This window comes from Picrophilus oshimae DSM 9789 (assembly GCF_900176435.1).
In the GTDB taxonomy this organism is placed as follows: Archaea; Thermoplasmatota; Thermoplasmata; order Thermoplasmatales; family Thermoplasmataceae; genus Picrophilus; species Picrophilus oshimae.
Genome location: NZ_FWYE01000003.1, coordinates 55,613 through 80,482, shown reverse-complemented (window position 1 = coordinate 80,482; position 24,870 = coordinate 55,613). Strand labels below are relative to the sequence as shown.

At 37.9% G+C, this 24,870-nt stretch carries 21 protein-coding genes; 11 read left to right on the top strand and 10 right to left on the bottom strand.

Annotated elements, in window-relative coordinates; translation table 11 throughout:
* Nucleotides 1–47 precede the first annotated feature (47 nt).
* A complete protein-coding gene (locus tag B8780_RS05810) occupies nt 48–1,754 on the top strand; it encodes an MFS transporter (protein ID WP_084272971.1) in 1,707 nt (568 codons plus the stop codon).
* A 2-nt stretch (nt 1,755–1,756) separates the two neighbouring features.
* Nucleotides 1,757–2,164 (top strand): MarR family winged helix-turn-helix transcriptional regulator, encoded by a 408-nt coding sequence (locus B8780_RS05805; protein ID WP_011177842.1) that lies wholly within the window; start codon nt 1,757–1,759, stop codon nt 2,162–2,164.
* Here B8780_RS05805 and thrC read toward each other — a convergent pair.
* Nucleotides 2,156–3,304 (bottom strand): threonine synthase, encoded by a 1,149-nt coding sequence (gene thrC, locus B8780_RS05800; protein WP_084272970.1) that lies wholly within the window; start codon nt 3,302–3,304, stop codon nt 2,156–2,158. The two genes, B8780_RS05805 and thrC, sit on opposite strands and share 9 nt — an antisense overlap.
* Nucleotides 3,305–3,415: 111 nt before the next feature.
* Here thrC and fdhF point away from each other — a divergent pair, with 111 nt between their 5' ends.
* From fdhF to fdhD, 3 genes are read left to right on the top strand one after another with little or no spacing between them, the layout of a single operon-like run.
* Nucleotides 3,416–6,346, top strand: coding sequence for a formate dehydrogenase subunit alpha (gene fdhF, locus B8780_RS05795; protein ID WP_084272969.1), 2,931 nt, complete (start codon nt 3,416–3,418; stop codon nt 6,344–6,346).
* On the top strand, nt 6,347–6,748 hold the full coding sequence (locus B8780_RS05790; protein WP_084272968.1) for a helical membrane plugin domain-containing protein: 402 nt from the start codon (nt 6,347–6,349) through the stop codon (nt 6,746–6,748).
* Nucleotides 6,745–7,533 carry a formate dehydrogenase accessory sulfurtransferase FdhD gene (gene fdhD / locus B8780_RS05785; protein ID WP_084272967.1) on the top strand — a complete coding sequence of 263 codons (789 nt, stop codon included), beginning with the start codon at nt 6,745–6,747 and terminating at the stop codon, nt 7,531–7,533. The genes B8780_RS05790 and fdhD overlap by 4 nt, the downstream gene beginning before the upstream one ends.
* Before the next feature lie 14 nt (nt 7,534–7,547).
* Here the strand turns inward: fdhD and B8780_RS05780 are convergent, their stop codons facing one another.
* Entirely contained in the window at nt 7,548–8,939 is a 1,392-nt protein-coding gene (locus B8780_RS05780) for an ABC transporter substrate-binding protein (protein WP_084272966.1), read from the bottom strand.
* Nucleotides 8,940–9,131: 192 nt separating this feature from the next.
* On the opposite strand from B8780_RS05780, the gene B8780_RS05775 reads away from it, so the two are divergent.
* From B8780_RS05775 to B8780_RS05765, 3 genes are read left to right on the top strand one after another with little or no spacing between them, the layout of a single operon-like run.
* Nucleotides 9,132–9,965, top strand: a complete 834-nt coding sequence (locus B8780_RS05775) for a carbohydrate ABC transporter permease (RefSeq protein ID WP_011177836.1) — start codon at nt 9,132–9,134, stop codon at nt 9,963–9,965.
* Complete coding sequence (locus B8780_RS05770; RefSeq protein ID WP_011177835.1) at nt 9,955–10,770, top strand: carbohydrate ABC transporter permease; 816 nt, start codon at nt 9,955–9,957, stop codon at nt 10,768–10,770. Before B8780_RS05775 ends, B8780_RS05770 begins: the two co-directional genes overlap by 11 nt.
* Nucleotides 10,760–11,761 (top strand): ABC transporter ATP-binding protein, encoded by a 1,002-nt coding sequence (locus B8780_RS05765; protein ID WP_084272965.1) that lies wholly within the window; start codon nt 10,760–10,762, stop codon nt 11,759–11,761. The genes B8780_RS05770 and B8780_RS05765 overlap by 11 nt, the downstream gene beginning before the upstream one ends.
* Here B8780_RS05765 and B8780_RS05760 read toward each other — a convergent pair.
* From B8780_RS05760 to B8780_RS05750, 3 genes are read right to left on the bottom strand one after another with little or no spacing between them, the layout of a single operon-like run.
* Complete coding sequence (locus B8780_RS05760) at nt 11,758–12,228, bottom strand: AAA-associated domain-containing protein (RefSeq protein ID WP_011177833.1); 471 nt, start codon at nt 12,226–12,228, stop codon at nt 11,758–11,760. The two genes, B8780_RS05765 and B8780_RS05760, sit on opposite strands and share 4 nt — an antisense overlap.
* Before the next feature lie 47 nt (nt 12,229–12,275).
* On the bottom strand, nt 12,276–13,889 hold the full coding sequence (locus tag B8780_RS05755; protein ID WP_084272964.1) for an ABC transporter permease subunit: 1,614 nt from the start codon (nt 13,887–13,889) through the stop codon (nt 12,276–12,278).
* A 15-nt stretch (nt 13,890–13,904) separates the two neighbouring features.
* Nucleotides 13,905–14,711: an ABC transporter ATP-binding protein gene (locus B8780_RS05750; RefSeq protein WP_011177831.1), complete on the bottom strand. Its 807-nt coding sequence runs from the start codon at nt 14,709–14,711 to the stop codon at nt 13,905–13,907.
* A gap of 735 nt (nt 14,712–15,446) precedes the next feature.
* On the opposite strand from B8780_RS05750, the gene B8780_RS05740 reads away from it, so the two are divergent.
* Genes B8780_RS05740 through B8780_RS05730 form a run of 3 tightly spaced genes read left to right on the top strand, consistent with a single transcriptional unit; the run spans nt 15,447 to nt 19,134 of the window.
* Nucleotides 15,447–17,312 (top strand): NADH-quinone oxidoreductase subunit 5 family protein, encoded by a 1,866-nt coding sequence (locus B8780_RS05740; RefSeq protein WP_084272962.1) that lies wholly within the window; start codon nt 15,447–15,449, stop codon nt 17,310–17,312.
* A complete protein-coding gene (locus tag B8780_RS05735) occupies nt 17,309–18,790 on the top strand; it encodes an NADH-quinone oxidoreductase subunit M (protein WP_084272961.1) in 1,482 nt (493 codons plus the stop codon). Before B8780_RS05740 ends, B8780_RS05735 begins: the two co-directional genes overlap by 4 nt.
* Nucleotides 18,787–19,134, top strand: coding sequence for a hypothetical protein (locus tag B8780_RS05730; RefSeq protein ID WP_084272960.1), 348 nt, complete (start codon nt 18,787–18,789; stop codon nt 19,132–19,134). Before B8780_RS05735 ends, B8780_RS05730 begins: the two co-directional genes overlap by 4 nt.
* Here B8780_RS05730 and B8780_RS05725 read toward each other — a convergent pair.
* From B8780_RS05725 to B8780_RS05705, 5 genes are read right to left on the bottom strand one after another with little or no spacing between them, the layout of a single operon-like run.
* Complete coding sequence (locus B8780_RS05725; RefSeq protein WP_084272959.1) at nt 19,131–19,994, bottom strand: dihydrodipicolinate synthase family protein; 864 nt, start codon at nt 19,992–19,994, stop codon at nt 19,131–19,133. The genes B8780_RS05730 and B8780_RS05725 overlap by 4 nt on opposite strands.
* A 30-nt stretch (nt 19,995–20,024) precedes the next feature.
* Nucleotides 20,025–20,969, bottom strand: a complete 945-nt coding sequence (locus B8780_RS05720) for an acyl-CoA dehydrogenase family protein (protein WP_011177826.1) — start codon at nt 20,967–20,969, stop codon at nt 20,025–20,027.
* A 2-nt stretch (nt 20,970–20,971) separates the two neighbouring features.
* Nucleotides 20,972–22,045, bottom strand: a complete 1,074-nt coding sequence (locus tag B8780_RS05715; protein ID WP_084272958.1) for an acyl-CoA dehydrogenase family protein — start codon at nt 22,043–22,045, stop codon at nt 20,972–20,974.
* On the bottom strand, nt 22,046–23,233 hold the full coding sequence (locus B8780_RS05710) for an acetyl-CoA C-acetyltransferase (RefSeq protein WP_011177824.1): 1,188 nt from the start codon (nt 23,231–23,233) through the stop codon (nt 22,046–22,048).
* A 5-nt stretch (nt 23,234–23,238) separates the two neighbouring features.
* Nucleotides 23,239–24,816 carry a fatty acid--CoA ligase gene (locus B8780_RS05705; protein WP_084272957.1) on the bottom strand — a complete coding sequence of 526 codons (1,578 nt, stop codon included), beginning with the start codon at nt 24,814–24,816 and terminating at the stop codon, nt 23,239–23,241.
* Between the last annotated feature and the right edge of the window lie 54 nt (nt 24,817–24,870).

The following is a 24,870-nucleotide window of genomic DNA, read 5'->3' as shown; positions in this document are numbered from 1 at the left end:
TGTTTGAGTTACAAAACCTTTATATTGATTAAATATATTACAAAACCATGGTTCAGGAAAAGTGGGTGGCCCTATCAAATACTACAATAGGCGTATTGATGGCCACGATCAATGCAAGCATATTGATAATTTCACTTCCACCAATATTCAGGGGCATAGATTTAAATCCTTTCCAGCACGGCGCCTTTGCATATCTACTATGGATACTCATGGGCTATATGATTGTGACATCTGTTATACTTGTTACAATTGGAAGGTTAAGTGATATGCTTGGCCGTGTCAGATTCTTTAACTTTGGTTTTGCAATATTTACATTAGGATCAATACTGCTTTATTTAACTCCAGGGAAGGGCGATACCGGCGCACTTGAATTAATATTATTCAGGGTTGTTCAGGCCGTTGGCGGCTCATTTCTAATGGCAAACAGCTATGCAATTATAACGGATAACTTCCCGGCAAAGGAGAGGGGCTTTGCACTCGGCATAAATGCAATAGCAGGCACTGCAGGCATGAGCCTTGGTATATTAATCGGCGGCGTTCTTTCAGCAATAAACTGGAGATATGTCTTCCTTGTCAGTGTGCCTGTCGGAATACTTGGAACTGTCTGGTCATTCCTAAAATTAAAGGAAACATCGCCAAGGATAAAGCAGAAGATAGACATTCCAGGAAACATACTGTTTGCTGCAGGGCTTATCATACTTTTAATAGGCATAACATATGGAATAGTTCCATACAAATCATACTCAAGTGGCTGGTCTGATCCATATGTAATAGCCGCATTGACAGTAGGTGCAGCGCTTTTAATAGCGTTCCCATTCGTTGAGAGAAGAATGGAGAACCCAATGTTCAGACTTGAACTGTTTAAGATAAGGGCATTCACTGCAGGCAGCCTCTCCGGAATGATATCCGGTATGGGCATGATGGGTTTAATGTTCATGATAATATTATTATTCCAGGCAATATGGTTACCGATACATGGATACTCATATGCAAGCGCTCCTTTCTGGGCAGGTATATTCATGCTGCCAATGACGCTTGCCATGGGAATCTTTGGACCGATAAGCGGCAGATTATCTGACAGATATGGCCCAAGGGGGATAGCAACGCTTGGATTAACTGTTTCAGCAATGGCACTAATACTAATGGTGCTATTACCATATGATTTCAATTACATATACATGGCACTTTTACTATTCATGTTTGGCTCTGGCATGGGAATGTTCACGGCACCAAACACGTCCGCGGTCATGTCATCAGTACCGGCAGAGACAAGGGGTTCTGCATCAGGTATGCTTAACACAATGAGAAATGTTGGTAACACCGCAAGCATGGGCATATTCTTCACGATATTAATACTTGGCTTAACATCAATATTACCCCACACAATAACAACAGCACTTAACTCCGCAGGTGCATCAAAGCTTGCGCCGTACATGGCATCACTGCCACCGACTGATGCAATCTTCGGCGCCTTTCTTGGTATAAATCCTGTTAAGGTTATATTGTCAGTGCTGCCAACATCCATTGTTTCATCTGTGCCATCAAGCGCAATAGCAACAATAACGGCAAGATCATGGTTCCCTGGTATCTTTGCGCCGGCATTCATGAGGTCACTGCACGATGTCTTCATAATAGCATTTATAATAACCATAATAGCAGTTCTATTATCACTGTTTAGATCGCCTTTGAATCTCAGAACAGGCAGCAAGTCAAAGAATGTAAACTTAATAAAGTATGATAAACTAAAGAAGTAACCATGGACACGGACACTATCTGGCAGAGGCTTGAGGAAATAATAAATAATATTAAGAATTCATTAAATAATATTTTATTACGATATAATATAAATTTAACCGATTATAAGGTTTTAATAGCAATAAAATCCGGTAATGATTCAATGTCAAAGATCGCTGAAAGGCTAAACCTTGCACCTGGCTGGGTCACGGATATAGCAGACAGGCTTGAAAAGGCAGGATACATAGAAAGAAAGAGATACGAGCATGACAGAAGAATTATAAACATTGAATTAACTGAAAATGGAAGGATGGCAGTGCATAAAATAAGAAAGGATTTAAAATATCTTTTGGATTACACGTTTTCAGATATGAGCAATGAGGAGCTTGTTGAATTCTATGAAATGCTTAATAAGATAAAGTTAAGATAAAATATTAATATCCATGAAATTTATATTTTCTATATGTATATCCTTTAAAACGTTTCCGGTTAATATACAAAAAACCTCATCGTTTCTGTCTATTATACCTGCATCTGAGAGCTTTTTTACACCTGCAAGTGATGCGGCAGAGGCCGTTTCACAACCTATTCCTGATCTGTCTATAATTCTTTTTGCATTTAGTATCTCGTCATCTGTAACCTTCTCGACTATACCGTTTGTGAATTTTATGTATTTTAATGCCTTTTTCCAGTTGACAGGGTTTCCTATTCTTATTGCCGATGCAATTGTTTCAGGATTTACCGGATTAAGACTATCCTCATGGTTATTCACAAGATTATAGAATGGGCTTGCACCCTCGGCCTGAACTGAAACGATTCTTGGTATCTTTTTTATTAAACCAAGATCGTGAAATTCCTTTATTGCCTTGCCTATTGCCGTTGTGTTTCCAAGGTTTCCTGCAGGTAGTGCTATAAAGTCCGGTTCATTTTCCTCAAGTATCTCAAAGGCAATGGTTTTTTGACCCTCAACACGCCAGGGATTTATTGAATTTAAAACATAAAAATTATTATTTTTAGATATTATGTTCATTAGCTTCCCCATTGCATCGTCGAAATTGCCAGGAACCTTTATTATTTTTGAACCATAAACGTAGGCCTGGGCAAGCTTGTTTACCGCTATTTTACCATCTGGTATCAGGACGAAGTTTTCAATGCCTGCCATTGCAGAATAGCTTGCAGCAGATGCGGATGTATTTCCGGTTGATGCGCATAGGGTCTTTTTATATCCGAGCCTCATGGCCTCGGATACTGCAACTGTCATGCCACGATCCTTAAATGAACCTGTTGGATTTTCACCCTCATGCTTCAGTTTTATATTTTTTATTCCTGAATATGATGATATATTTTCATGACCGTACACAAAGGTATTGCCCTCACCCCTTGTAACAATTAGCCTTTTATCTATGCCCGGATGTATAATGCTTTTGTACCTCCAGACACCCTTAAAATTTTCTTTTACAAAATCATTTTCATGAATTACCTCAAGTATGTTTCCGCATTTATCGCAGAGATAATTGCTTCTGTTTATATCATATTCGTTCCCGCATACCGGGCATTTTAAGACACTCATTAACACGGTAATAATAGAAACAATATAAATCTTGTTTTTTATTTAAGCAATGGTATTAAAAAATTATATAACAATGGAAAACATGATATATAATTAAAAATTTTTAAATGTATGGGCACCTTAACGATAGAAAAAAACAGGTATAATTTTTTGGAAGGCGATACATTGTTAAATGTTTTCATTAAGGCTGGCATAGATATACCTCATGTATGTTATAATCCTGCACTTGGTCCATTGCAATCATGCGATACATGCATTGTAAGCGTTAATGGAAGGCTTGTAAGGTCATGTTCAACAATTGCAGAAGATAATATGAATATAGAATATAAAAACAACGATGTAAAAAATGCCCAGATCGAGGCAATAAACAGGCTTTTAAGAGAGCATAACCTGCATTGCACAGTTTGCGAAAATAACAACGGCGACTGCGCACTTCATAACGCCGTGGATTCATCCGGTCTTGAGAGACAGAAATATAAGTATGAAAAGAAGCCATATGAAATTGATGATTCAAATCCATTTTACAGGTACGATCCAAATGAATGCATCCTATGCGGCAGATGTGTTGAGGCATGCCAGGACGTTGAGGTAAATGAGACAATTCACATAGACTGGACACTTGAAAGACCCAGGGTTGTCTGGGATGATGGCAAAATGATAAACGAATCATCCTGTGTATCATGTGGTCACTGTGTAACTGTCTGTCCGGTAAATGCATTGATGGAAAAATCCATGCTTGAGGAGGCTGGATATTTTACATCACTTACAAGAAAGGCCAAGGAATCATTGATAGACTTTGGAAAGAATCTTGAAGATCAATTAACAATAAGACCAATCATGGAGATAAGTAATATAGAGGCAAGGATGAGAAACGAACAGATAAAAAAGACAAAGACAGTGTGCACATACTGCGGTGTCGGCTGCTCATTTACAATGTGGACCAAGGGCAGAAAGATATTAAAGGTTCAGCCTGAAATAGAGTCCCCTGCAAATGGTATATCCACATGCATAAAGGGAAAATTCGGCTGGGGTTTTGTAAATTCCGATGATAGATTAAAAAGACCATTGATCAGGAAGAACAATAAATTTGTCGAGGTGTCCTGGGATGAGGCGCTTGATTTTGCTGCAGCAGGTTTAAAAAGAATTTCAGATAAATACGGCGGTGACAGTATAATGTTCATAGCATCCTCAAAGGGCACAAACGAGGAGGCCTACTTAATTCAAAAGATGGCAAGGCAGATATTCAAAACAAACAATGTAGATAACTCATCAAGATTCTGCCAGGCACCGGCAACGACGGGTCTCTGGAGAACAGTTGGCTATGGCGGTGATGCCGGATCAATAGATGACATATATAACTCTGAGCTTGTAATGATAGTTGGTGCAAACACAGCCGAATCACATCCTGTAATAGCAACAAGAATAAAAAGGGCACATAAATTAAACAATCAAAGGCTGATAGTTATAGACCTGAGAAGGAATGAGATGGCACAGAGGGCTGATCTATTTTTGCACCCAAGGCCGGGCACTGATCTATTTTTACTGTCTGCAATTACAAAATATATAATAGATAACAACTGGCATGACAAAAAATTTATAGAGGAAAGGGTAAACAACTTTGACGAATATTATAAAAGCCTTGATAATTTTACACTTGAAAATGCCGAGAAAATAACCGGAATAGACAAAAATGAGATAATAAAGGTTGCAAGTATGATACACAGTGTAAAAAGCATGTGCATACTATGGGCCATGGGAGTAACACAGCACTCTGCAGGTTCAGATGTATCAACAGCGATATCAAATCTTCTTTTAATAACTGGAAATTATGGCAGGCCAGGTACCGGTGCATATCCACTAAGGGGGCACAACAATGTTCAGGGTGCCAGCGACTTTGGTGCCATGCCGACATACCTTCCAGGATACCAGCCAATAAATGATAAGAATGCAATAAAGAAATTTGAAAAGGCATGGAACACAAAGTTACCAATGAATCCTGGAATAGACAACGTTTCGTGCATAGAAAACATAGACAACGATAAAATAAAGGCCATGTATATCATTGGACAGGAGCTTGCCGAAACAGGTCCTGATACAAACATGATAAACAAATCACTTGAAAAGCTGGAATTTTTGATAGTGCAGGATGTATTCTTCTCTGAAACCGCAAGGTATGCCAATGTCGTTCTGCCATCATGCGTGAGCCTTGAAAAAGAGGGCACATATGTAAATACAGAAAGGAGAATACAGAGAATATACAAAGTTATGGAACCATACGCTGAAACAAGACCTGACTGGGAGATAATACAGGATATTGCAAGAAGGCTTGGATATAACTGGAATTATAAAAGCCCATCAGACATTATGGACGAGGCTGCATCACTATGCCCAATATTCAGCGGCGTTTCATATTCAAGACTTGAGGGTTTTAACAGCATGCAGTGGCCGACATATGAGAATGGAGACTCATCAAAATATCTTTATAAGGATGGATTTAATTTCCCTGATGGAAGGGCAAGATTGTATATCTTAAAGTACAGACCGCCAATAATGGAGGATGATGATTATCCACTGCATCTAAACAACGGAAGGATGCTTGAGCACTTCCATGAGGGCAATGAAACCTTTAAGACGCCTGGAATAAGGGACAAGGCCCCGGATACATTCCTTGAAATATCGCCTGAGCTTGCAGACGAATATAATATAAAAACAGGGGATTTTGTTAGGGTAACATCCAGATATGGCAGCATAAAGGTCAGGGCCCTTGTAACGGATCGTGTTAAGGGTAAGGAGCTTTACATGCCAATGAACGCTGCATCAAGCGATAACGGAATAAACCTTTTAACATCTTATAACAGAGATCCTGATTCAGACACGCCTGCCTACAAGGAACTGCCTGTAAGGATTAAAAAATTAAAGGATAATGGTGGGTCTCCGCTGCCAAAAACAAATCCCAGATTTGGGACTCCGGTTCCACAGATTGGTATTAATATTGAGATGAAATGGAAGCGTGCTGATTATAAGAAGATAACGGGTGATTAAATGGCAAAACCTATAAATTATAATGTGGAAAAAACCAATGAGGAAATAAATAATATTAAAGATCTTATGGAAACAATAAGATCTCTTGATGAGTCCGGAATACTTGATCTTATAAAGGGCATTTCAAATAATTACAAATACATTTTTGATGTGATATCTGATCAGCTTAATAAACCGGGCTCGAAGAACATGGCTGCAAACATTGCAAATATAATTTACGTGCTTGCAAACATAGACAGTGAAAGATTATTCAATGCTGCAAGAAGCATAACTGAAATATTCAACTCAATGAATGACGAAAGGTACGGAATTGCCGAGCTGATACATTTGATAAACACAGATCCTGATGCCGGGAGGGCCGTTGCAATAATATTAAAGATGCTGTCAGGGTTCTTTAAATGATGCCATATATATCAAAAAATGCTGTTATAATAGGCAGGGACAGGAAATTCATCACAGATAATGTTACGGTGGAAGAGCCATTGCAGATCTCAATAGAGAATGAGAACAGAATTTATAATGTATCGATTATCATGAGAACACCTGTTGATGATGAGGCCCTTGCCACAGGCTTCCTTGTAAACGAGGGAATAATCGAACCTGATAAAATAATTAAGGTATCAAAGAGATCAGAAAACAATGTTTGTGTTTCAGTTGAATCATTTAATGAGGATTTATTAAAAAACAGGAATTTCTATGTAAATTCAAGCTGTGGTGTATGTGGAAAAACAGATATAGAAAACGTGTTTATAAAGAGCCATGGAATTGTTAGATCACAATCAAGGACGGATCACAGCATTATACTGGGTCTTCCGGATAAGATGATGAAAAATCAGAAAATATTTTCATACACCGGGGGCATTCACGCTGCGGCCCTGTTTGATCTCAATGGAAATATGATATCAATAAGCGAGGACATAGGCAGGCATAACGCGGTTGATAAAACCATAGGAAAGATGATTCTAAAAAATGTATATCGTATGGAGGATTCAATATTACAGGTAAGCGGCAGGGCTGGCTTTGAGATACTTCAAAAAGCCTCGATGTTCGGTGTATCCATAGTAAGCTCTGTATCTGCACCATCATCCCTTGCAATAGATGTTGCAGAAACATTTAACATTACATTAATATCATTTGTAAGAAAAAATAGAATGAATATATATTCACATCCTGAAAGGATACTATAAAAATAATTATAATTTTAAACAACTATTGGCTTGAAGTATCCGTTTTCGTATTCTTTTGCAACAGTATTATTGTAATGTGACTGGAGGTAGCTGTACATCTGTGCATTTGCGTCTGAGAGTACATGTGCTATTGTTGTATAGTTCTGCGGTGTACCGCTCTCTATGATTTTGACAAAGGCCGAATCCATTATAACCTGCCACTCGCTTATCCATGACACCGGGTCCCTTATGAAGACACCCTCTGAAAGTGCCTGTAATGATATGTTTACTATTGAATGTGAGCCTGTTGCATTGTACTTCATGCCAAGTGCTGTTAAATTGACTGAGCCGGGCCACTGGTAATCCATAACCGCATACTTGTTTGATGCAAGGCCCTTGTATGTTGCCCAGTATGATGTCTTATATTCAGGGCTGAAATACTTGCTAAGATTGTAAAGGCAGTACATACCCTGGATATCACCGGTATTGTTGAAAACTACCGGGTTTCCACCGAACTGCACCAGTATCTGATAAAGCTCAGTTGCGGTGCTGGCACCACCATGACCCTGCATGTTTACCATGCCACGGCCGTACTTCTTGTAAAGTATCTTTGCATCCTGAAGCATCTGCTTGTATGTTGCCGGCATGCTTGTTATTCCTGCGCTCTTTAATGCACTGTAGTTTATCCAGACCAGTGGTGTGTTTATTATCTGCGTTATGAATGGGACGCTGCCACCAAATATGTTTGCCTCATCGTTTGTAAGCTTTACTATTGATGTTATAACGTTCGATGGTGTTACCTCACTTACAACATTTTTAAGATTTACAAGGTATCCACCATATGCAAGTATTCCAACGTCGAGATTGTCAATGCTCATTACTATCGGTGTTGTTGATGCTGCCTTTACATCGGCCTCAACTGTGGAAACTATACTTGTTGCTGCTATGTCAGTTGGCTTTATAATTATGTTTGGATAAAGACCCTCGAAGTTGCTTATTGCCTTCTGTGTAAAGGCCTTGTAATCTGTTATTGATATGCTTGTGTAGTAATCTATTGTTACTGTTGCATTTGATCTTGAATATATATCAGGCACATGGTAATTTGAAATGTCAGAGCTGCTTATTGGTATAAAGCCTGTTGCCTTCATGCAGTCATACTGAACCGGTGGTGAAAGCATGTATGCCATGAACTGCTCCTCTGCAGCCATCTTTGCTGATGATAAATGTGCAGTATCAGCTATTGCCAGAACGCAGCCTCCAAGTATATGATCTGCATTAACAGGACCTGACGGCCCCGGATAAACGGCAAGCTCGTACTTCTGTGCAGGCTTTGGTGCTATCCTTGGATATTCATATGCGATAACAGAGCCAATTACAATTATTACTATAACTATGGCTACTATTGCTATAATCTTATTTTTTGCCATATAATTTTTAATCGAATCATTATATAAAAAATTTTCTTTTATATACTATTATTTGTATCATATATATTCAATGAAAAAATTTTGTAAAATTATAATTTTATAAATGTTTCGTTAACTATAAAATTTATTCATAAATTAAAATTTCATTAATATGGAAATCTATTTATAATGTTTTAAAATTATGTAATATAAATGAGGATTGGACGGTATAAGTACCTGCTCTTTGTGCTACCAGCACTTGTTTATGTTCTTGTTTTTTCATTTTTCCCGGCAGCGTCAGTTGTTTATCTAAGCTTTAAATCTCATGGTAACTTCACATTGAGCAATTACCAGGGGATAATAAAAAGCGATCTTGCCGGTGCAATAGGTGACACTTTAATTGTAAGTATCGGTGCACTTTTCATTCAATTGTTTTTTGCAATACTCATAGCCAATATATTAATAAAATCACTTAAAGGAAACAAGGTATTCTCAACAATTTTCATAATACCATATGGTATATCCACTGTGGTTGCCGCCTTTGTGTTCTCTTTAATATTGAGTCCACTTGGAGGCTTTGCCAATTCAACTCTTGTTTCCCTTGGATTAAAACCGGTGGACTGGTATTCAAATTACTATTCAGAACTTGGTGTTGTAATGTTTTCTGATTTCTGGAAAAACACACCGCTTGTTGCATTGATATTATACGGCGGTCTTTCCGGAATACCTCCATCCATAAGCGAGGCTGCAAGCGTTGACGGTGCAGGTCCATTCAGGAGATTTATCTATATAACGCTTCCAAACCTTGCTCCTTATATAGCAATAGCGCTTTTGATAAGGGGTGTAAGCGAGTTTAATATATTTGCACTTCCACTGGTATTAATAGGCTACTATCCACCTTTAATGAACACACTGGTCTATGAATTCTTTACAACCCCTGCAACGACGCCGTATGCATACGCAGCCGCAACAATACTATTGATAATTATACTTGTGTTTGCATTTATAATAATAAAGCTTGGAGGTGCATCCAGATATGAAAAGTAAGAACATTGGATCTTATATAATCGCCATAATATTATCGATTATATTTATATATCCATTATATGTATTAATATTAATAACTTTTGAGCCGACATATTTAACATTTGATAGGTTATATCCATACCAGCTGCCGGTAGTTTTCACACTGTCAAATCTGGAGGTTTCGTTTAGAAATTTAAGCCTTGTTTATCCTGTAATAAGAAGCACTGAGGTTGCATTTATAGTTGCATTCCTTGCATTGCTATTATCGATACCGGCTGGATACGGCCTGGAAAAGCTTACAGCAAGGCTTTCAAACAGGATAATAATATTAATGTTCGTTGTAAACATGATGCCGGCCCTTGTTATAGCCATACCGATATCGGTATATTTTATAAGGCTTGGCCTTGAAAACACGGTAATAGGCATAGCACTTGCACAGGAGCTTGTTGTTTTACCAATATCTGTTTTTATAATGCTTGGTGGCTTCAGATCACTGCCACAGGATATTGAAAACCAGGCCCTTGTGGATGGTGCGACATTAAAAAGCGCATTTGCAAGAGTTTTATTACCGTTAATAAGGGTTCCTGCGCTTGTTACATTTTTAATCGCCTGGATGACATCATGGGATGAATTCACATATGCGGTTATAATATCACCCGTAAGGCCGACATTTCCGGTTGATCTATACGACTATGTTAGCAGGGGAGAGCCCTTCGTTGCATCTTCTTTTGCATTGATAGTAACGATACCTGTTATAATTGTTACTGTTGTGCTTCAGAAATACCTGAAGGGAGAATATTTAAGTGGTGGTTTAGGTGGAGTATAAACTTGAGCTTGTTGATGTTTGTAAATCATATGGCAGTAAAAAGGTGCTTGATAATCTAAATTTGAAGGTTCCGGCCGGTGAGTTCCTTGTTATACTTGGGCCATCAGGTACTGGCAAATCAACGCTGCTAAGAACCATAGTTGGAATAGAGGATATAGATAGCGGGAAGATTATAGTGAATGGCGAGGATGTAACAAGAAGACCACCGAATAAGAGGAACATATCCATGGTTTTTCAGAACTATGCACTGTATCCAAATATGAACGTGTTCAAAAACATTGCATTCCCATTGAAGATGGCCGGCGTTCCAAGGGATAAAATAAGGGAGAAGGTTGAGAGTGTTGCAAGACTTTTAAAAATAGATGCAGAGCTTAATAACAGGGTCACAAGATTAAGCGGTGGCCAGAAGCAGCGGGTTGCAATAGCCAGGGCACTTGTGCGTGACCCACAACTGTTCCTGCTGGATGAGCCTTTAAGCAACATTGATGCCAGGGTAAGATACACATCAAGGCAGGAGCTAAAAAGGCTTCAGAAGGAGCTAAATTACACATTTATATATGTAACACATGACCAGGCCGAGGCATCAAACATAGCAGACAGAGTGGCCGTTCTGCACAACGGTATTATAGAGCAGATAGGAACCTATGAGGAATTATATAACAGACCGGTCAATACATGGGTTGGGGATTTTATAGGCAACTTCCCAATGAACTTCATTGATGGCTCTGAACTCGGTTACAATGAAAAAATCATAGGCTTCAGACCAACCTGGGTAAATGAGGATTCAAATGACATAGAGGTTGAGGTCTCTTTGATAGATATAGAGGAATCAAATTATTTTATACATTGTATATACAAGGACAGAAACATAGTTTTTCAATCAAGGAACAAATACAACGTTGGTGACAGGATAAAAATAGGTCTTAAAAGGTTTAACGTCTATGATAATGGAGTTCTTAAGGAGATAATAAATGAGGAGGCAATAAACTAGATATTTATTTCAAAACCGTCATCAGTCTTTTTTATCATACCTGAATAAACACCCCATTCTATCAGTATGATCTCAAGATCATGTATTCCAGATGGATTATTAAATGTTTGAACACCGTTTTTTATAAGGGCCTCATTTAGATCTTCCAGATTAAATGAGCCAAGTGATATTGCGGTCTTGAATGGCTCAACATCCTTTAAAGAATCCTTTATAATCTTTTTCCTTTGAATGATTCCGGATTTTATGTATTCTATACCCTTCTCGGATATTGATATATCACCTGACTCTGCATCTATAAGGCCAAGCCTTGATGCAGTGTAAACTATTGGCATCAGGTCATCTATATCAACTTCCATCTCCTTTTCCAGCTGATAAAGATCTGTTTTTCCATCAAAAATGTTGTTCATTACATATAGTATACCAACAAGGTCCGCTATTCTGGCATTTGGATCTATTACATCTGGCATGCTATGATAAATGTATATATATTAAAATACTTTGGTATTTTAAAAAATTATGCGGCGTAGATGCCCTCCTCGGCAACGTACTTTTTCCTTGCAAGGTCCATCATCTTCCTGGTGAATAATATTGAATAGATAACAACAACTATTGAAAAGATAAATGATGCCCATGCTGCAAGCTCTATGTTTCCATTTGCCGTTGCCACATCTATGAGCTTCATCAGTCCTGTATGGACATACAGTGATTTATCACCATAAATGTTTGGCCAGTACTCGCCTATCATTAAGCCTCCCCAGGCACTGTTTATTGTTGATGATATTCCGCTGATCAAATATGGAAACGCAGCAGGTATTATTATATACCTCATTTTTTTGAAATATCCCATGTTCATGTTCTTCATTAACTCCCAGTATTCTGATGGCAGGGCCTTTACACCCATCCAGAAAGAGTAAAACACATAGTAGAATGTGCTTATAAAGCCTATTGCAAGCACATAGAATTCATCTGTGTATGGCCCAAAGAATTTTGATATGAATGGCAATGTAAATATAAAAACAAACGGAAAATAAATCGGTGCCGGATATGCACTTAGCGTCTGTATTATTGGAATGCCGACGGATTCTGCCCTTTTGTTCACGGCAAGATAGTATCCAAGGAATATTGCTATAGCAAGAGATATTAAAAGTATTGTAGCAACCCTGGCATAATCATATGCAAGGTATATTATAATTTCAGGTGTTTTTGAAAACAGGTAGAACCACTGATCCGCCTTTACAGATATTATTAATGATGCACTGCCATAAAGCAGCAATATCAATATAAACAGGCCAATGGCAATGTAAACGTATCTGTAATACTTTTTCTTTTTTTCCAGTTTTTCAAATTTTTCCTCTATATCGAGATTCTGGTATCTATAATATGAAGACAATCTTGAAAATGGATTCTTTGATATTACGGATGCTATCCTTGATGTCTGCCTTGTGTTTAATCTGCCACGCCTTATTATTGGTGCATCCGTATCCAGGGTATACCTTGCAACAGCCCTCTTTGTGTATTCCCTTAAAATTGCTATTGTTGCTATAACAAAGAAGGACATTACAAGAAGTGACATTTCTGTTAAAAATATATTGTTTGAAAAATCTGTTAAAAGTGTTCCTATACCGAATGTCTGGTATGTGTGTGTTCCTACCTCAATGACCTCACTTACAGTTATATAAAAGAAGCCATCTGAAACGCTTGGAAACAGGTTTGCGGCTATTCTTGGTATTGAAAATGGTATGTAAAGCTTTGAAAGCTTTCCAAAAAATCCAAGATCGATATTATCAACAACCTCTTCCATCTCTCTTGGAACTGTTTTAAATGCCTGATACTCAGCCATCCATATATTCCAGACAACCGCGGTGAAAACTAAAAAGTCTGCGGCAAGTTCAACACCAAGTGGCCCGCCTATCCTTGTTATGAATATCACAAGAACTATCGGGAAAAAGGATATAACAGGCACTGATTCAAAAACCTCTATAACCGAGATATAAATATTTTCAAAGTATTTGCTTTTTATTGCACCGTATGCAAGGAACCAGCCGGTAACTATTGATAATAACGTTAGGCCAAGGACCCTTATGGTTGTTGCACCGGTTGCAAGAAATATTAAAAGGTAAGGATTCATGGACTGTCACCTCCATCATTTTTTCATCCTTGGCGGGGTTAAATAATTGTAAAGCTTATCAAGATAACCATTAAATTCATCGGTCTTTGGATTCCTCGGCCTTGGCATATCGACATGGACTATGCCAACAACAGATGCCGGCACACCATTAAGTATGAATATGTCATCTGCAAGCTCAAGAACCTCTGTAAGATTATGCGATACCATAACAACGGATTTTAAGGTGTTATCGCTGAAAAGTATATTATAGATATCCTGCCTTAATCCCTCGGCCGTCAGTTCATCAAGATGGGCAAATGGCTCATCCATAAGAAATACATAAGGATCGGCGGCAAATGCCCTGGCTATTGCAACCCGCTGGCGCATACCACCGCTCATCTCCTTTGGATAGAGATCTTCAAAGCCCTCAAGGCCCACCCTTGCCAGGGCCTCCCTGGCCTTTTCCTCGGCAGTTTTTTGATCGATTCTTTTTGATTTCATGGATAGCATTACATTCTCCAGGGCGGTCATCCATGGAAACGTAACTATTGACTGGTGTATTAATGCTATCTCAGGAATTGGCTTTAAAACGAGTTTGCCCATTAATTTTACATAGCCTGAATCAGGCTTTAAAAAACCACCAAGTATCCTTAAAAACGTTGATTTACCAATTCCCGATGGGCCAATGATGGCGACAAACTTGCCCTCACCGGCCTCGAGGTTTACATCCTGGAAGACACGATATCCGTTTTCGTATGAGAAGCTTATATTGATTGCCTGCAGCACTGGGACTCTTGAACTCGGCTCGTTTATCTGATTTATCTGGTAATCCTCGCTGGTCATGATTAACCTCCTGTGACACCCGATCATAAATTTTAATAACAACCCAGCCGAGTTGCCTATCCTATCACGAGGCTGTCACCATGCCTGTATAGGCAGATTATATATAAGTATTGTTGTTAAATTAAAAGAGCCGGTAATATATTACGTTAATAAACGATTTCAATAAAGATTGTTTATTAATAAATTATCTCTTAAATCACAGCAATTTATGCAATTAACGAAGTAAATGCCATTAAAATAAATAATATTTAAATTTAACTTAGGTATGAAAACCACATATAGGACCTTATTTATAAATATTACCATTATTTTCATGTAATAACCATATTTGTATCTTATTATATATATTATATGTTTTTTATGAATACAAATAAATTTAAATTTAATATCTATTAACATGACATATATTATCATGATTATGCATTTAATTAATTAACATGTTTTGAAAACTGAAATACTCTATAGCACATTATTAATTATATCATGGAAAAAGGTTCATTAATGCACATTTTATTTTTTAGTTTTGTTTGATTTATTTTAATAGAAAGTAAATATATTTCTTTCAATCTTTAACAGTGTACATCATTTTATTATAAAATAAAATAATCATCTGATAGAAATTTTAATATAATATTTAAAAATCAATATCTATATGCCAGAAGGTGAAATTATGCATATTTCATATGACGATATCGTTCATCTATCTTCGAATAATCCACAGAAGGGTGATGATAAATGAATGGAGATTCATACTTTTTTATATTCATATCACCATTGATAGCGGCACCTTTGGAGTACATACTATCTAAATATTATAAAAGGATTGCAGGCGTTTTGATGTCCCTTGCAATTCTTGCATCCTTTATATTATCAATACTGGCATACATGCAGATAAATTCGTCTGGCATTATATACAAATCATACCAGTGGTTTTATGATATTAATTTTGGTATATACATAGATCATCTTTCTGCAATAATGTCGCTTTTTGTGTCTTTTGTTGCCCTTATGGTAAATTTATATGCAATGTACTATATGAAAGATGATCCAAGAAAGAACCTGTATTTCGCAGAGATAGGAATATTTATATTCTCAATGCTGGGCCTCACAGTATCATCAAATCTTGCATTTTTCTTCTTCTTCTGGGAAATAGTTGGATTTATGTCTTATATTTTAATAGGATTCTGGTATTTTAAGCCAAATGCAGCATCTGCCGCAAAAAAGGCATTTATTGTTACAAGGGTTGGCGATGTTTTATTCATCGTTGGAATTGGTGTCTTATTCTCTGGCCTTGCAAACTATGTTTCATCACCGTTAAGCATACCTTTTATAATAGCACATCCACATTTTATTCTAACAAGGATCGGTTCATTTAATTTAACGCTGTCAACGGCACTTATATTATCAGGTGCAATAGCAAAATCGGCACAGTTTCCATTGCATGTCTGGCTTCCTGATTCCATGGAGGGCCCCACAACGGTATCTGCGCTGATACATGCTGCAACAATGGTTGCGGCAGGCATATATCTTGTTGCAAGACTGTTCCCGCTCTTTGATGTGACATCCGGAACCATGGTGGCCGTTGCCATAATAGGCTCATTTACAGCAATATTTGCCGGAATACTTGGCACTGCAATGAATGATATAAAAAGAATACTTGCATATTCAACAATAAGCCAGCTTGCATACATGCTTGCGGCACTTGGCCTTGGAACATTTATTGGATATACAGCTGTGCCGCTTGCAATGTTCCAGCTTGTTGTACATGGTATATTCAAGGCATTATTGTTCATGGCTGCCGGTGCGATAATGATAATGACCCTTGAGAACCGTGATATAAGATACATGGGCGGTTTGTTTAAAAGGATGCCGGCAACTGCAATATTAATGCTTATAGGCTCCATAACGCTTGCAGGCATTCCGCCGACTGCAGGCTTCTATTCAAAGGATACAATAGTTTCATTTGCATATTTATATTACATAAGATCTGGAGATATAATCCCATGGCTTTTATTATCCCTTGGTGAGATATTCACGGCGCTTTACATATTTAGAATGTACTTTAAGGTCTTTCTTGGAAGGCCAAGGTCAAAGCTTGCAGAGCGTGCAAGGGACCCAAAGCTTGTATATTTAATACCTGTAATGGTTCTTGCAGTTCTTTCCTTAATACTTGGTATATTCCAGGTACCATTCTATCATTACATATATAACAATGCATACGTTTACACGCCGCCTATTTTAATAGATGCACTTCCATTGATATATGTGGTAATAGGTATATTTATAGCATACCTTGTATCAATCGGCAGAATAAGAATACAGGATAGCAATATATTCTCAAGAATTGTAAGAAACAAATTCTATCTTGATAGGTTATTTACATATTACATAGCACAGGATGCCTTTGTTTCATTCTCGCATGGAATTTCATACATAAACAAATATTTCATAATTGATACAGATAAAGCCTTTTCAAAATTCATAAACCTTGGAAATGCATTTAGAAAAATACAGGCAGGGCTTTTAAACTATTACATGATATTTATGATTGGTGGCATAGCCATAGTATTTCTCATAGTCGAGGTGGTGAGAATAATATGATGTCATTGCTTTTTTTAATATTCATATTAACAATAATTGCAACTGCTGCAACATACTTCATTAAAAGATATCACAGGGCTTTTGGAATAATATCATTCTTCATTTTATTCTTGATTTTCGCTGTTTATTCTATTTTAACATTTTCATCCTATCATTCAGGCATAATGGATGCATCACAGTTCCCGCTTGCAGTTAATAAATACATAGACATAGATTTTAGCATAGGTTTAACCGGCTTAACAGCTTCGCTAAGCGCCGTTGCATATATAATAACAATCTTTGCGCTTTTAATATCAAACATGGAGGATAGTATATCAACCGGTTTGATAGCAACCGCAGGCCTTGGTCTTATAGGTCTTTTTATCTCCAGGGACTTTCTTTTCTTCTTTATATTCTGGGAGATAGCAATACTTGCTGTTTTCTTTATAATTTACAGGTACGGCAGGCTACAGAGGCGCTCAATTTCAATAAAGTTCTTTATATACATGCATGTTGGCTCTCTCTTTCTATTGCTTGGATTCTTTGCACTTGCAACCTACTATTACATAGATTTTCATATAATATCATTTTCATTCCAGCAGCTTCTGAACTATACATTCTTTTCAACAATACCTGTATTTGGCGCCGGTTTTATAATATTCTCGCTGCTCCTGGTATTTTTAATAAAATTGCCGATCTTTCCATTGCATGGATGGCTTGCAGATTCATACAATTCAGCGCCATACTCCGGAACGGTGATGCTTGCAGGTGGCCTTGGTATGATGGGGGGCTATGGTCTATTCGGCATAATGTACCCACTTTTAATAAACGTATTATCGCATGATGTTTCATATATATTAATAGGCCTTGGCATACTGAGTTTAATATACTTTTCAACAGCCTCTGTTTTCCAGGAAAGCATTAAGATGATGCTGGCATATCTCAGCGCTGCCGATCTTTCCTTTGTATTGATTTCCTTTGGCGTTTCACTGATATCACATGGAAAGGTTAGTGTGCTTGCAGCGTCCGGTGGCATGTACCAGATCATTGCCGCATCGTTTTTAATAACAATGGCCTTTGCATCGTTGTTTATAATTTATAAAAAGACCGGAACAGAGATGATATACAGGCTTGGTGGCATAACAAGAAATGCGCCCTTCCTTGCAGGATTCACATTAATGGCATTTGTTGGCATACTTGGTCTTCCTGGTTTTACACCTTTTATAAGCGAGTTTTCCATAATTATATCATCGTTCCAGAGCATTGGCGCTTTTTCCATAATAATAGTTATAGGCCTTATGATAATAGCAGCCTCACTGATATGGGCAGCGCAGAGGGCTTTGTTTGGCCCTTATAACGAGAACCTTGGGTCCATTAAGGATCTAAATAAACCTGAGTTCCTTATACTCCTTGGCCTGTTTGCGCTGGCGGTTCTTTCCGGTATCTATCCGGATATATTTTTCAAAATAATAAGTATTTATGCGGGTGGTGTTATATGAACATGTATGAAATATTAACAAATTTTGAGATGTCAATATTGATGGGTGATGTTGATCGCAGTTATAAGATCCTTGATAATGCAAAGGAGCATTATTTAAAACGTGGAAGGGATAACAATGTGGCATTTATAGATAACATAATTAAGTTCCTCCAGAGTGAGCTGAATGCACAGGAACTTGAGAACGAGCTTCTGCAGAAGAAGTACAGAAGGCTTCTTCTAGATGATGTAAGCGACTACGAGGATTACATAAAATCCCTGGTATACTATCTGGAATACTCTGTTAGCAGATACAATATAAGGTATCCATACTTTGATTCAAAGCGTGCAAATGATGTTATTTAAACATTATCACCGTCTTTTAATATATTTTTAATAATTTTTTCCAGATTATTTTCATCAGATTCTGTTAATGGATAGAACGGTGGCCTGGGCTCACCACAGTAATATTTCTTTATGATTTTTACAAGGCTGTAATTAGCAGAGTATATTCCAAAATGCGCCGATGCATCTATAACACTGTTTATTAAAATCTGAAGTTTGAATGCATTATTTGAATAAACATGATCTGATAGATATCTAAATATATTTGGCATGTAATTTCCTGCTGCCGACACTGTACCATCAACACCAGATCTCAATGCAGAAAATATGTGTGTGCTGGGCCCTGCCAGTACAATGAGATCATCTTCAATGTTTTTATATTCGAGCATGTGCATTATATCATTCACAGTATCCTTAACACCTATAATATCCCCACCTGAATCAATAATCCTTTTCAACATCCTTGCATTGACGTCATGGCCTGTCATTTTTGGATAATTATAAACAATTGTTTTATAATGCCTGGAAAGATCCAAAAAGTACCTTATTATTGTATTTTCATCAAGATCGCTGTAATAGTATGGGGGCACAGATGCTATGGCAAAGTATCCTTTTGCCCTTGCAGCCCTGGCAAGCTCCATGCTCTTCTCTAGATTCAATGATCCTATCTGGATTATTAATTTATCACCGTCGATATCAAGCTCGTTTATTATTTTTAGCTTTTCGCTGAAATCCAGGGATATCCCAAGGCCGTTGGTACCTGCCAGAAATACCTTATCGATGCCTGAATTCAAGAGCCTTTCACAGTGTTCTCTTAAAATATCCATATCCAAAACATTATTCTTAAACGGCGTTATCACAGGCACAATCTTTAATGGCATTAATAAAAAATGCAATGATGATATAAAAATTTATATAAAGCCGGCTTTATCCCCATAAACATAATTTGAAAGCTCGTTTTTTATGTTCATAAATAACATTGATTTCAGTGTTACAGCATCCCTGTAGTACTTTTCAATGCCGAAATCAACAAAGAATCCATAACCACCGTGTATGTTTACTGCAGTTCTTGTAACGTCAACCAGCATTGATGATATAAAATTCTTTGCAAATTCAATCTTTCCATTGCTGTATAGATAGTGCCTTGCAATTTCAAGCCTGCTCATTATATCTGAGATCGTATATGCAACAGGGCCAAAGTCCTTTATCTTTGTGTTAAATAGTGATCTGATCTTTGAGTATTCAAAGGCCTTTTCTATGGAGCCATACATTAAACCAAGAGACATCGAGCAAAGCTCAGGATCCATGAATCTAACTGCGTTAAAAAATGATTCTGATTCGCCTATTTTTGTTTTTTTCTCTATTTCCATATCCCCGAATTTCAGGCCTTTAAATCCAAGGGAATCCCTTATTTCATATTTACCTGAAACGTAATATAAGTCATTATCGATAACGGCAAGTGCATTTTCATTGCTTAAGAAAAAAACATCGTATATTTTATTATCATTATTTTTGTATGAAAAGCTTATTGATGCGGTTTTTTTGCCTGCTGCTATGTCATTTGATGTATCCTCTATTTCAGAACCTGAAACAGCCTTTATGTATATTCCAGTAATATATGAATAAAATGCCGCAGATGGCGAGTACTTTGAAACCTCCTCTATTATGGCCATGCCAGTTTTTTTATCAAGCTCCAGGCCACCGTACTTTGATTCAATTGTGCCATTTATTATACCCTGGGCCGATAGTTTTTCAAGCATATTATTTAATCCATTTGCCTCTATTTCCTTTTCATCAAGATTTTTTGATGAGAATTCCTTAATATTGTCACGTATTATATTAATCTCGTCCTCCATTATTAATCACCCTTTAAAAGTGTTCTTGCTATGATTAAATTCTCAACGTCTGTTGTTCCCTCCCATATCTCCATGATCTTTGCATTTCTGAACGTTATATCAAGGTTGTACCTGTATCCGGATAACCCTGTTATTTCAAGTGCCTTCTCAGCAGCATAAACGGCTGCTTCACCTGCATAGGCCTTTGCCGCACTTGTATCCTCTGGCTTTGTAACGCTGTTTACAAGGTTCATTGTTGCATTGTAGGTTAAAAGCCTTGCTGCCTGTACCCTTGTATAAACTCTTGCTATGTCAAACATTGTATTTTCATCCCTGATGTTATTTTCCTTAACGTATTTCATCATGGAGTCAAGGGCACCCTCGGCTATGCCAAGTGCCTGTGCCGCAACGTAGACCCTGCTTATATCAAAGAAGATCATTATATAATAGAATCCCATGCCCTCCTCCCCGACAAGCATGGACTCGTCAACTTCAAGATCATTAAATTTTAACTCGGCCGTGTCGGTTGCCCTAACACCAAGCTTTCCATGTAATTTGCTTGCCGAGAAGCCCTTTGATTTTGTATCAACAAGAAAAACACTTAAACCAAGATGCCTCTTTGATTCATTTGATGTCCTGGCAAGAACCAGTATGTAATCCGCAATACTGCCGTTTGTTATAAAGATCTTGCTGCCATTAATTATGTATTTGTTTCCTGATTTAACCGCCGTTGTCTTTAATCCTGCAACATCACTGCCGCCAGTTGGCTCTGTAACACCCAGGCCCAGGATCTTCCTGCCTGACATTACATCTAAAAGTATCTTTTTCTGTGCATCGTTTCCAAAAAGGTTTATAATCTCATTTCCAAAGTATGGCGTGGTTACCGCTATGCCAAGGCCGGCATCGACCCTGCAGAGCTCCTCTATGGCCAGAACGATCTTTATTGGATTTGCCATATCAATAAATGAAATAGCCTTTTTTCTTAGTTCGTCTGGATATGTTTCATCCATATCGTATTTCCTTATATCATTATTTGTGAAATTCTCGAGCGCAAATTCCCTGATCTTCTTCCTGAAATCATCATATTCCTCAAACATTTAGATACGCTCCATTAACAATGAGTATCCCTGGCCTCCGCCGACGCACAGCGTTGCTATGCCATACCTCTTTCTTTTATTAGCAAGCTGCCTTGCAAGTGTACCTGCTATTCTGGCACCTGTTGCACCCAGTGGATGGCCTATTGATATCCCGCCACCGTTGATGTTAACCTTTTTTAAATCCAGATTAAATGATTTTACAGCGTTTAAAACAACAACGGCAAAAGCCTCGTTTATCTCCCAGAGATCTATATCCTGTGGATCGATTTTATTCCTTGAAAGGATCTTCCTTGTTGCAGGCACAGGACCATCGCCCATTATCGTCGGATCGACACCGGCAGCGGCAAAATCAACTATTCTGGCCATTGGTTTTAAACCATATTCATTCATGGCCCTCTCAGACATGAGCATTACCATTGATGCACCGTCGTTCAGTGGGGCCGAGTTGCCGGCTGTTATTATTCCATCTGGTTTGAATGCCGGTTTTAAAGCCTCCATGCTTTCAAGTGATGCGTCGTCCCTTATGCTAAGATCCTTTTCTATTTTTATTTCCTCGCCATCCCTTTCCACTGTAACTGGCATTATCTCATCCTTCATAAAGCCAGATTCATATGCCTTTCTTGCCCTTAAATGTGAATTGTATGAATATTCATCCATTTCCTTTCTGGTTATTCCCCTTAGTGCAGCAAGCTTTTCTGCTGTTAATCCCATGTTATATGAAACGTTCATGTCATATTTTGAATATCTTGGATTCAGCATTAAGGACATATTCGGTTTTATATAAGGATTTGATATGCCAAGCGGCACATGGGTCATGTGCTCCATGCCACCTGCTATTACTATATCAGATTTTTCTGACATGATCTCCATTGCGCCAATTGAAACCGCGTTTAATGAGGATGAGCATGCCCTGTCCAGCGACATTGCAGGCACACTTACCGGCAATTCCGATAAAAGAACCGGATGCCTGCCGCCGTATGTCCAGTTCTCACCTGCCTGGAATGCACAGCCTGTTATAACGTCTCCGATCTCCTCTGGATTTATTCCTGTATCATCAACAGATTTTCTTATCAGCCTTGATAAAAGATCGTCCATCCTTAAATCGTTGTACATATCCCTTTCAGGGTCATTTGGCCTTGCCCTTGAGAATGGTACCCTTTTGAAATAAACTATATATGCATCCTCCATTTTAATCACCTCAATTTTTCCCTTAGCACCTTTTTATCTATCTTACCGGTGCTTGTCTTTGGCATTTCATTAACAAAGATGAAATCATCAGGGATCCAGAACTTTGCTATTCTGCCTGTATCCACAAATTCCATCATCTTTAATTTTAATTCCTCCACGCTGAGGTTTCCATTTATAAATGCCACAGGTCTCTCGCCCCATTTATCATCGCTCTTTGCCACTACAGCAACCTCGTTTACACCAGAGATCGTGCTTATTAGATCCTCAAGTATCAGGGATGGTATGAATTCACCACCTGATTTTATTGCGTCCTTTTCCCTGTCAACAATTTTTACATAACCATATTCATCAACAACTGCAAGATCACCTGTGTGCAGCCAGCCGTCTTTCCATAGTTCCCTTGTTTTTTCCTCATCCTTTATGTATCCTTTTGTCAGCCATGGTGCCCTTACAATGATCTCGCCTATCTCCTTGCCATTGTTTTCAACGTCCCGGTTATTATTAACAACTCTAAGGCTGACCATTGGTATTGGTATTCCTGTTTTTAGCCTGAATTCAAATTTTTCCTCATCGCTTTTGTTTATTACCTTTCTGTTGTAAACACCGAGTGTGAGTATCGGTGCCGTTTCAGACATGCCGTAGCCGCTTACCACATCAATGCCATAGGCGCGTGCACGTTCTGCAAGACCACGGCTTAATGCAGCACCGCCAATTATCACCTTTAAATTTAAATTCTGGAATGCCTGCTTTGCATTTTTATCCGATAAAAGCATATAAAGTATTGTTGGGACCATTGCAGACATTGATATCCTTTCAGTCGCCATGGTTTCAAGTATCCTTGGCACATCGTACTTTCCCGGGAGCACGTACTTTAATCCATTCATAATCGATGTGTATGGAATTCCCCATGCATGGACATGAAACATTGGAACCAGGGGCATTATAACATCATTTATATTGTATTTAATAGGCTCGTTTGATAATGCTGCTATTGATGCAATTGAGTGGAGTACAAGCTGCCTGTGCGTAAATGACACGCCCTTTGGAAGTCCCGTGGTTCCTGATGTAAAGAACAACGTTGCGGTATCATTTTCGTCAGGCTCTTCAAACTTTGCATCGGAATCCTTTAAAAGATCGTCAAAATAATAAACAGGAATATTTACATCAAAGTGCCTGTGCCCTGCAGAATTTACGATGATACCCTTTATAAAGTTTAGATAATCTCTGTTCTTAACAATTAGACCCATAAAGCTCTCATCGATCATTATGTATGAATCATCGGCCCTCTGCATTGTGTAAAAGATTATTTCAGGCGGATACCTTATATTAACGGTGTGTAGAATTGAGCCAATCATCGGTATTGAATAGTATGCATACATGTACATCAGCGAGTCATAGTCTATTACAGCCACAACATCATTTTTCCTTACGCCTATCCTTATAAGGTTTCTTGATAAATTTAAAGCATTTTTATAGAATTCATTATAAGTCACTGATTTACCCATGTACACAATCTTTTGATCTCCATTGTCCCTTGCAGCGGTTTCCAGGAGGTTATTTATTGTTAAATCGAAACCATTCATGCATTTACATATAACATTTATTAATAATGTTTTCGGTCATTATAATTTAAAAAC

Coding starts and splice junctions, on each gene's coding strand:
- B8780_RS05810 (WP_084272971.1), top strand. CDS start 48: ATGGTTCAGGAAAAGTGGGTGGCCCTATCAAATACTACAATAGGCGTA.
- B8780_RS05805 (WP_011177842.1), top strand. CDS start 1,757: ATGGACACGGACACTATCTGGCAGAGGCTTGAGGAAATAATAAATAAT.
- thrC (WP_084272970.1), bottom strand. CDS start 3,304: ATGAGTGTCTTAAAATGCCCGGTATGCGGGAACGAATATGATATAAAC.
- fdhF (WP_084272969.1), top strand. CDS start 3,416: ATGGGCACCTTAACGATAGAAAAAAACAGGTATAATTTTTTGGAAGGC.
- B8780_RS05790 (WP_084272968.1), top strand. CDS start 6,347: ATGGCAAAACCTATAAATTATAATGTGGAAAAAACCAATGAGGAAATA.
- fdhD (WP_084272967.1), top strand. CDS start 6,745: ATGATGCCATATATATCAAAAAATGCTGTTATAATAGGCAGGGACAGG.
- B8780_RS05780 (WP_084272966.1), bottom strand. CDS start 8,939: ATGGCAAAAAATAAGATTATAGCAATAGTAGCCATAGTTATAGTAATA.
- B8780_RS05775 (WP_011177836.1), top strand. CDS start 9,132: ATGAGGATTGGACGGTATAAGTACCTGCTCTTTGTGCTACCAGCACTT.
- B8780_RS05770 (WP_011177835.1), top strand. CDS start 9,955: ATGAAAAGTAAGAACATTGGATCTTATATAATCGCCATAATATTATCG.
- B8780_RS05760 (WP_011177833.1), bottom strand. CDS start 12,228: ATGCCAGATGTAATAGATCCAAATGCCAGAATAGCGGACCTTGTTGGT.
- B8780_RS05755 (WP_084272964.1), bottom strand. CDS start 13,889: ATGAATCCTTACCTTTTAATATTTCTTGCAACCGGTGCAACAACCATA.
- B8780_RS05750 (WP_011177831.1), bottom strand. CDS start 14,711: ATGACCAGCGAGGATTACCAGATAAATCAGATAAACGAGCCGAGTTCA.
- B8780_RS05740 (WP_084272962.1), top strand. CDS start 15,447: ATGAATGGAGATTCATACTTTTTTATATTCATATCACCATTGATAGCG.
- B8780_RS05735 (WP_084272961.1), top strand. CDS start 17,309: ATGATGTCATTGCTTTTTTTAATATTCATATTAACAATAATTGCAACT.
- B8780_RS05730 (WP_084272960.1), top strand. CDS start 18,787: ATGAACATGTATGAAATATTAACAAATTTTGAGATGTCAATATTGATG.
- B8780_RS05725 (WP_084272959.1), bottom strand. CDS start 19,994: ATGCCATTAAAGATTGTGCCTGTGATAACGCCGTTTAAGAATAATGTT.
- B8780_RS05720 (WP_011177826.1), bottom strand. CDS start 20,969: ATGGAGGACGAGATTAATATAATACGTGACAATATTAAGGAATTCTCA.
- B8780_RS05715 (WP_084272958.1), bottom strand. CDS start 22,045: ATGTTTGAGGAATATGATGATTTCAGGAAGAAGATCAGGGAATTTGCG.
- B8780_RS05710 (WP_011177824.1), bottom strand. CDS start 23,233: ATGGAGGATGCATATATAGTTTATTTCAAAAGGGTACCATTCTCAAGG.
- B8780_RS05705 (WP_084272957.1), bottom strand. CDS start 24,816: ATGAATGGTTTCGATTTAACAATAAATAACCTCCTGGAAACCGCTGCA.